The sequence below is a fragment of the Stenotrophomonas maltophilia group sp. RNC7 genome, assembly GCF_030910085.1.
GTDB lineage: Bacteria > Pseudomonadota > Gammaproteobacteria > Xanthomonadales > Xanthomonadaceae > Stenotrophomonas > Stenotrophomonas sepilia.
On the sequence record NZ_JAVFVN010000355.1, the window covers coordinates 1 to 417 of the forward strand.

Here is a 417-nt window from a genome sequence, read left to right on the forward strand (position 1 = left end):
GGATGGAACCATCGGCACCGTTGGGAACGTTAGCGGGGTCACCCGGTTCAAGGGCTACGAGAACGATACGAACTCAACCTCAGCCGATGGCCTACCGGCGCACTCTATCGCGATCGTGGCTGAAGGCGGGAGTAGCGCGGATATCGCCCAGGCTATCGCTGTGCACAAGACGTCTGGAACTTACACCTACGGGACAACCGCAGTCACGGTTTATGACCAATACGGCGTACCGAACACGATCAGGTTTTTCCGCCCCACGGTGGTGCCTATCAAGGTAGTCGTGAACATTCAGGCGTTGCAAGGCTATTCGACGCCCTATGCAGACCAGATCAAAGCGGCTGTAGCGGCCTATATCAACGCCCTGGGGATCGGTACGGATGTGCTGTACACGAAGCTCTACACCCCGGCAAACCTGCC

The 417-nt window shown here is 57.8% G+C and carries 1 pseudogene; it reads left to right on the forward strand.

Going from position 1 to position 417, the window contains the following annotated elements:
* Positions 1 to 417 (forward strand): annotated as a pseudogene (locus RCF13_RS05920) (hypothetical protein); the annotation flags it as partial.